This window comes from Psychrobacter glacincola (assembly GCF_965118485.1).
Classification (GTDB): Bacteria; Pseudomonadota; Gammaproteobacteria; order Pseudomonadales; family Moraxellaceae; genus Psychrobacter; species Psychrobacter glacincola_D.
On record NZ_CBCPJH010000026.1, the window covers coordinates 38,723 to 45,148 of the forward strand.

Sequence of the window (6,426 nt, forward strand, 5' to 3'; positions counted from 1 at the left end):
AAAATCCACAGTAATCATTGTGGCTTTTATTGATTATGCTGCTTATTTATAACTAATGTGATTTGTTAGGCTCTTTATTTATAATCATGCTTATAAAACCGGGCAAAAAACCGATAACGGCGTAGGGCACGTGGCTTAGGTTTTAGTGAGCCTAAATAAATGGCAAACATCGTGAGTAACGCGCCACTCCACTGTAGGGTATTGATAGATTTATCAAGCCAAGTATAGTCAATCACCAATGCCGCAACCGGCTCGGTTAATAATAATAATCCAGTTAATGCCAAAGACAGCTTGGGAATAGAGTAAGCAATAAGCCCCCACGCTAGGCACTGCATCACCGTTCCATAAATCAATATCCAGCCAATATCCGACCAACTATTGGGCAACATATTACCCATATCAAAAACAAACATCGGCACAATCATCGCCAGTCCGCCACCAATACTTACCAGTTGCATCAGCATAAATATCGACGTCGGCTCGGTATCATGGGTTTTACGGATAAAAGTCATTGAGGCGGCAAGCATCGCTCCTGATACAATACCAGTAATAAATCCCCAAGTAGCAGCCGTATTTTGGGCAAACTCAGGGCTACCGATCATTGCCACACCTAGCATTGCCAAAACCAAGCTGACAAGCTGTAATATAGATTGGCGTTCATTAAAGTACAAAAAACCGATGGCTGCCAAAAAGAAAATCTGCAAGCTATTGAGTAAAGTTGAAATGCCAGGACCTACCGCATAAATACTCTCATGCCACAGAGCCAAATCTAAGCCTAAAAATGCACCTGATAATAAGCCATAAAAAACGGCACGCTTTGAGCGCGGTAACCGCTGCCCTGTCATTTTTGCCAATATTGCAAATACCACACCAGAAATAGCTAAGCGCCAAAACGCCATTGCCCAGCCACCGATATCTACATGAGCGACAATTAAGCTGCCTAAACCGAAGACAACACAGCCGATGACCAAACCAGTAGCAGCGGAGCGTGAAGAGGCAGTAGCCATAAATTATCCTTGTATCATGACGATTTTTAGTTCAATTATTGCTTGATAAAGACGTCATCGTGACCGCAGGGCATATTGTCGATGTTTTGAGTTAAAATTGAAATGCTTTGATATTATTTATTTCTACTTTATGGTGATGTTTTATGAATCTATCAAATATACAATTTATTGAAATGAATGCTAAGGCGCACCTAAAATATCATATGAGTCTGTAATAAAGGACTATCCTTATAGGAATGTAATTGGCGCCTACGCTGCTATTTTTTACTTTCATCTTTCCTTATATGGTCTAATGTCATTAGATTAAAAATACATTTTATTAAAATACTTAAATAGACGTTAATACTTTTATCTTAGGTGTGCTTATGCTCCAACGCCCTTTATCAAAACGACTGCTGTTATTAACTGCATCCAAAACAACATCTAAACATCAATCACTAATAATGAGACGCTGTTATTTTATTATCAGCTTTTTAGTGGCATTACTCTTTATGATGCCAAGCGCCCAAGCTGCCAGCTGTAAAATTCCAAAAAGTTATTATAAAAACGTCTCTTGTACGGCAAGTAGTGGTTATTTTTTAGCGGTGAAAGACTTTGGTGCACCGGTTGCCCTTATCGATAAGCAAGGTAAAAGCCTTGTCGATTTATCGCGCTATCAAAAAGTGGATGCGAATAAAATATCATCAGGTCTATTGCCCGTCATGCGTAATGGTCATGTCGGCTATTTGAATATGCAAGGTCGTGAAGTCATTCCGGTGATGTACAATGCGACAAATGATGGTCAAGGCTGGGCACGCCCCGTATCTGAGGGTCGCATTGTGGTCAAGCAGGGCGGTCATTATGGCGTTATCGATACTGCCAATAAAACCATTGTGCCGTTTTCAGCAGCGATTAGCGATATTGATAATTACAAAGGCGGTATGGCGCGTGTACGCAAAAACAAAGCAATTAGCTGGGTTGATAAAAATGGCAATACTAAGAGTTCTGAAACTCAAAATACCAATGTTAAAAGCACCACAGATAGCCGCGTAAATAACACACCAGACAATATAGCTTCTATACCAGTTAATCGCTTTACCACCCTGCAGCCACGTCAACAAGACGGTAAATGGGGCTTTATTGATGATAAAAATGTGACCATGATTACCTATTCATTTGATGAAGTACGACCATTTTCAGAAGGCTTGGCAGGCGTGCGTATTAATGGCGAATGGGGCTTTATTAGTCTTGGCGGCGAGCTGGTGATTCCGTTTGGCTTTAATGATTTTAATGTTCTTGATAGCATTAATGACAAAAGTGTGACTTTTGATAATAGCTATAAAGACAAGCCTTCTTTTGTATTCGTAGACAACAAAGCTTGGATTGGCAGCTTAGAAAATGGCAATAAAATGTGTATTGATAAAGAAGGCACGGCTGTCGCTTGTGATTGAATCATAGCAGCACATTTTTTTGAATAAAATAGCCTTTAGTGATCTGATCACTAGAGGCTATTCTTTAGGTGGTAAATTTTACCAGTTAATTTATTAAAGCTACTTTTCTAATAAATGATTGCTAATTAAATCAACCATATAAGGTTGATAATATTCAGGAATATCGTGTGCCATACCTTCAATCAAATGAAATGTAGCATTGGGGATGGTTTTGGCAACGACGCGACCTTGTGACGCAGGCAATAGCCCATCAGCACTGCCGTGCAAGACGATCGTTGGTGCTTTAACTTGTTTACTATATTTACTGATAGAACCTGACGCCAAAATAGCATTGAGCTGTTGTACGGTACCAAGCGGATGGAAATTACGCTGATAGCGTATCTTGGCAATATCTCGTACCATACGTACATTCACATGTCCTGGCGTACCGACAGTTTTCATAAACCAGACACTATGGCGCACGATATCACGCTCAGAATGACTCTCCGGGCGATTAATTAGTGTATATAACTGTCGCGGCTTTGGCGGCTTTAAAAAGGCGCGATTGGTAGTGGTAAACATTAATGCCATGCGCTGTACCAGGCTTGGGTAACGCGCCGCTACGATTTGGGCAATCATACCGCCCATAGAGGCGCCAAGCAGATGTGTTTTACCAAGCTGTAACGCCTTGATTAAGCGCGCGGTATCTTCTGCCATATCGGTCAAGTTATAAGCGACCTGCGCGCCTTTATTTGACAGTCCTGTTTGCAAGCGCATCATCATTTTGAGCTGACTGATACGTGGTAAGCCATCAATTTGTACTTTAGAGGACAAACCGATATCACGATTGTCAAAACGAATCACAAAAAAACCTGCATCAATAAAGCGCTTGATAAAGTTGTTTGGCCAAAATACCATTTGTGAGCCAAGCCCCATAATCATCAGCAGAGGCGGGTTATTGGGATTACCACCTGCTTCAACGCACAGCTCAATACCATCGCCGATATCTATCATCGCTTGATAAAGATGCTCGCTCAGATCCGAGGCGCGCCATGGGTGCTCACCAAATTTTTGCCATTCAGGTGTTGGGTAGCTAACGCTGCTATCTGCTGCTTTATGCAAGTCGGCGCTATTGATGTCGTTTTTTTCTGTCATGAACTGTCCTATCTAAAAAGGTCATTGGCTTAAAATTCGAGCATCTCAAAATCAAGCTTGCCAACGCCGCACTCTGGACATGTCCAGTCATCAGGGATATCGTCCCATTTGGTTCCCGGTGCGATACCTTCTTCAGGGCAACCCAGTGCTTCGTCGTATATCCAGCCGCAGACAATACATTCATAACGTTTCATAAAAATTCCTATCGATTATTGCCAGTTACCCTGCATTTTTGGGTAGCTATTTATTGAACATAGAGCATACTTACTGTCAGTATTTAGACTGTAAAAACGCAAGTAGTTTAGCATATAACCGTTGTTTTCATAGTTAAGTTTACACTTGTATATTGAGATTAAAACGCACTTATCAAGTGTTTGTTTAGGGTTTTATGCTATAAGGCGAGATGTTTTTGCGGCACCTACCGTCAAATAAAAGGCGCTTATGATATAATAACCGCCGTTAATTTTACAGATTCAGGCATTTTTTACCACAATTATGTCACCATTTAAGTTATAGAAGTTAAGGGTCATTATGAGCGCTAACACCGCTGTTACAGCAGCTGATACCGCAACCGAATTATCTACTACGCTCAATACCGATCATCCGTTTTGGCACATCATTCGCACAGTACCAGACTTCCCCAAAGTCGGCATCGATTTTTATGATATTATGCCGTTACTACGCAGTCACATTAATGAGGTGATTGATGCGTTGCTTGCTGTCTTGCCTGAGGGATTGATGGATGAGATAGATTGTTTGGGAGCAGTTGAGGCTCGGGGATTCGTCTTTGCCAGTTTGTTGGCAGGTCGTTTGGGTAAAGGGATGATCTTACTACGCAAACCCGGTAAGCTGCCACCACCAGTCGCCAATAAATCTTATGCTTTAGAGTACGGTAAAGACACCCTTGAAATGCAAAACAATCTACCACCAGAGCGCGTATTATTAGTTGACGATATCTTGGCGACGGGCGGCACCTTGACTACTGCTTATGAGCTGTGTAAATCAGCTAATCATACGGTCGTTGGCGCATTAGTATTATTAGATTTGGTTGATTTGCATGGTGAGTTTCCCGTTCCTATTTATACAGTATTAAAAGCTTAAATTAATAATAGTACTTTATCTAATGCTTCAATCATCAAAGGTTAAAGGTAATTAAAAAACAGTCATAAAAATTATTTATAAGAAATAGCAAATAAAAAGCGCGCTGAAATCATTCAGAGCGCTTTTTTTATTTATTTAATATCAAATTATTTTGCTTCTTTTGTTGATCCTACTTAGTCTTTGCTTGCTCGTAATTTTTGCATGCTTGCTCGGTCAGTATGCGGCTAACCGTTTTTGGACTAGTGATTTTAAAATCTCTGCTGGTCAGAAGGGGTTTATCTGATTGCCAAGATTTTATGACCTTATTATCAGCGGTATAATAAACGTAAGCTCGTCGGTAATAGCTGGCATCCTTACAAGAGATGAGCCATTGCTGATCGCTATGATGGATGCCGCTTTCTTTACTATCACTCGCGACACTTTTGGGTGCAGGATACGCTCGGCGGATAGCGACAGTAATATTGTCAACTTGCTTTTCGTCAAGAATATTGATATCCGAGCGTTCGATAGAATCCAAATCCAAGCTAAAAATTGAACCGGTTTGACTTTCTGCTACTGTTGACCAGTTTGCTGCTTGCGCACCAATTGCAAGCGTACTACTTGCTACTATCATTGCTAACCGTTTCATAGTTTCAGCCTTGCTTTTCGTCATTTTAAGTCGCTCATGATAGCCAACTTAACATAAGTAGGCAAATATCTTTTATTGCCTATGATGTACATCCATTTAATATCACCGCTGTTTTCTATCGTCTTGATGGTTAGTGTGCAAGCTAGCTGCGCATATTTGATAACATTTGAGCAAGCTCATCACGCGCACCGATAAAACCATCAATACCCTTGGGTAACAAATTTTGAGTGACGGTATCTTGCTGATAGGCTGTACTAAACTCTTCAGCACTCAAGCTCACACGCTTCATATCTGCTAGATCCAACGACATACTTTCTGATAGTTGACGCGTGACCTCGACATCCATTGCTGCCAGCTCATCGATAAGGTTTGGTGCAATGGTCAATAAATCACAGCCTGCCAGCGCCAGTATCTGCTCAGTTGAGCGGAAACTTGCTCCCATGACTTGGGTTTTGTAGCCATGCTGTTTGTAGTATTGATAAATGAGCTTAACCGATTGCACACCCATGTCATCAGAAACCGGTATATTTTGACGGTTTTGCTGGTGCTTTTGCCAATCCAAAATACGACCCACAAAAGGGGATATCAAGGTCACGCCCGCATCGGCACAAGCGATGGCTTGATGCTGACCAAATAGTAGGGTGAGATTGCAGTGAATACCTTGGGTTTCAAGATAGCGGGCAGCTTCAATGCCTTGCCATGTCGCTGCCATCTTAATCAGCACTCGCTCTGAGTTGATACCCGCTTTTTGATAGGCTTCCATAAATTCCAAAGCTTTATCAATGGTCGCTTGTGTATCATAGGACAAACGCGCGTCAACCTCGGTTGAGACCCGACCTTCAATTAAAGACAAGATATCACAGCCAATTTGAATGGTTAGCTCATCAATCACCGCATCGATGTCATCGCGGTGACGACTCATGGCTTCTGATAGCAATGCTTCGTTATCTGGATTAATGAGAGCTTTGGTTATTAAGCTAGGATTGGTGGTCGCATCGATAGGTTTTAGACGCTCAATGGCGGCAAGGTCGCCGGTGTCAGCAACAATGGTGGTCATAGTGCGAAGCTGTTGTAATGCGCTCATCGGATATCCTTTATATGTTCAATTAACGTGCTTATTTTCTTA

General features: G+C 41.5%; 7 protein-coding genes. 2 read left to right on the plus strand and 5 right to left on the minus strand.

Features of this window, described 5'->3' with window-relative positions; genetic code table 11:
• Positions 1–74 precede the first annotated feature (74 nt).
• Positions 75–1,007 carry a DMT family transporter gene (locus ACMHKH_RS10370; RefSeq protein WP_413520563.1) on the minus strand — a complete coding sequence of 311 codons (933 nt, stop codon included), beginning with the start codon at positions 1,005–1,007 and terminating at the stop codon, positions 75–77.
• A 491-nt stretch (positions 1,008–1,498) separates the two neighbouring features.
• Here ACMHKH_RS10370 and ACMHKH_RS10375 point away from each other — a divergent pair, with 491 nt between their 5' ends.
• Positions 1,499–2,437 carry a WG repeat-containing protein gene (locus ACMHKH_RS10375; protein ID WP_413520564.1) on the plus strand — a complete coding sequence of 313 codons (939 nt, stop codon included), beginning with the start codon at positions 1,499–1,501 and terminating at the stop codon, positions 2,435–2,437.
• 99 nt (positions 2,438–2,536) lie between these two features.
• Here ACMHKH_RS10375 and ACMHKH_RS10380 read toward each other — a convergent pair whose 3' ends face one another.
• Both ACMHKH_RS10380 and ACMHKH_RS10385 read right to left on the minus strand, forming a co-directional pair.
• A complete protein-coding gene (locus tag ACMHKH_RS10380) occupies positions 2,537–3,571 on the minus strand; it encodes an alpha/beta fold hydrolase (protein WP_413520565.1) in 1,035 nt (344 codons plus the stop codon).
• Between the two features lie 29 nt (positions 3,572–3,600).
• Entirely contained in the window at positions 3,601–3,765 is a 165-nt protein-coding gene (locus tag ACMHKH_RS10385) for a rubredoxin (protein WP_413520566.1), read from the minus strand.
• A 337-nt stretch (positions 3,766–4,102) separates the two neighbouring features.
• On the opposite strand from ACMHKH_RS10385, the gene ACMHKH_RS10390 reads away from it, so the two are divergent.
• Positions 4,103–4,672 (plus strand): adenine phosphoribosyltransferase, encoded by a 570-nt coding sequence (locus ACMHKH_RS10390; RefSeq protein ID WP_413520567.1) that lies wholly within the window; start codon positions 4,103–4,105, stop codon positions 4,670–4,672.
• A 169-nt stretch (positions 4,673–4,841) separates the two neighbouring features.
• Here the strand turns inward: ACMHKH_RS10390 and ACMHKH_RS10395 are convergent, their stop codons facing one another.
• Together ACMHKH_RS10395 and ACMHKH_RS10400 are read right to left on the minus strand one after the other, a co-directional pair.
• Complete coding sequence (locus ACMHKH_RS10395) at positions 4,842–5,300, minus strand: hypothetical protein (RefSeq protein ID WP_413520568.1); 459 nt, start codon at positions 5,298–5,300, stop codon at positions 4,842–4,844.
• A gap of 142 nt (positions 5,301–5,442) precedes the next feature.
• Positions 5,443–6,384: a transaldolase gene (locus ACMHKH_RS10400; protein ID WP_413520569.1), complete on the minus strand. Its 942-nt coding sequence runs from the start codon at positions 6,382–6,384 to the stop codon at positions 5,443–5,445.
• Positions 6,385–6,426: the final 42 nt, after the last annotated feature.

Bases quoted from the DNA above. Each gene is read 5' to 3' on its own strand.
- ACMHKH_RS10385 (WP_413520566.1), bottom strand. From the start codon at position 3,765: ATGAAACGTTATGAATGTATTGTCTGCGGCTGGATATACGACGAAGCA.
- ACMHKH_RS10370 (WP_413520563.1), bottom strand. From the start codon at position 1,007: ATGGCTACTGCCTCTTCACGCTCCGCTGCTACTGGTTTGGTCATCGGC.
- ACMHKH_RS10380 (WP_413520565.1), bottom strand. From the start codon at position 3,571: ATGACAGAAAAAAACGACATCAATAGCGCCGACTTGCATAAAGCAGCA.
- ACMHKH_RS10390 (WP_413520567.1), top strand. From the start codon at position 4,103: ATGAGCGCTAACACCGCTGTTACAGCAGCTGATACCGCAACCGAATTA.
- ACMHKH_RS10395 (WP_413520568.1), bottom strand. From the start codon at position 5,300: ATGAAACGGTTAGCAATGATAGTAGCAAGTAGTACGCTTGCAATTGGT.
- ACMHKH_RS10400 (WP_413520569.1), bottom strand. From the start codon at position 6,384: ATGAGCGCATTACAACAGCTTCGCACTATGACCACCATTGTTGCTGAC.
- ACMHKH_RS10375 (WP_413520564.1), top strand. From the start codon at position 1,499: ATGATGCCAAGCGCCCAAGCTGCCAGCTGTAAAATTCCAAAAAGTTAT.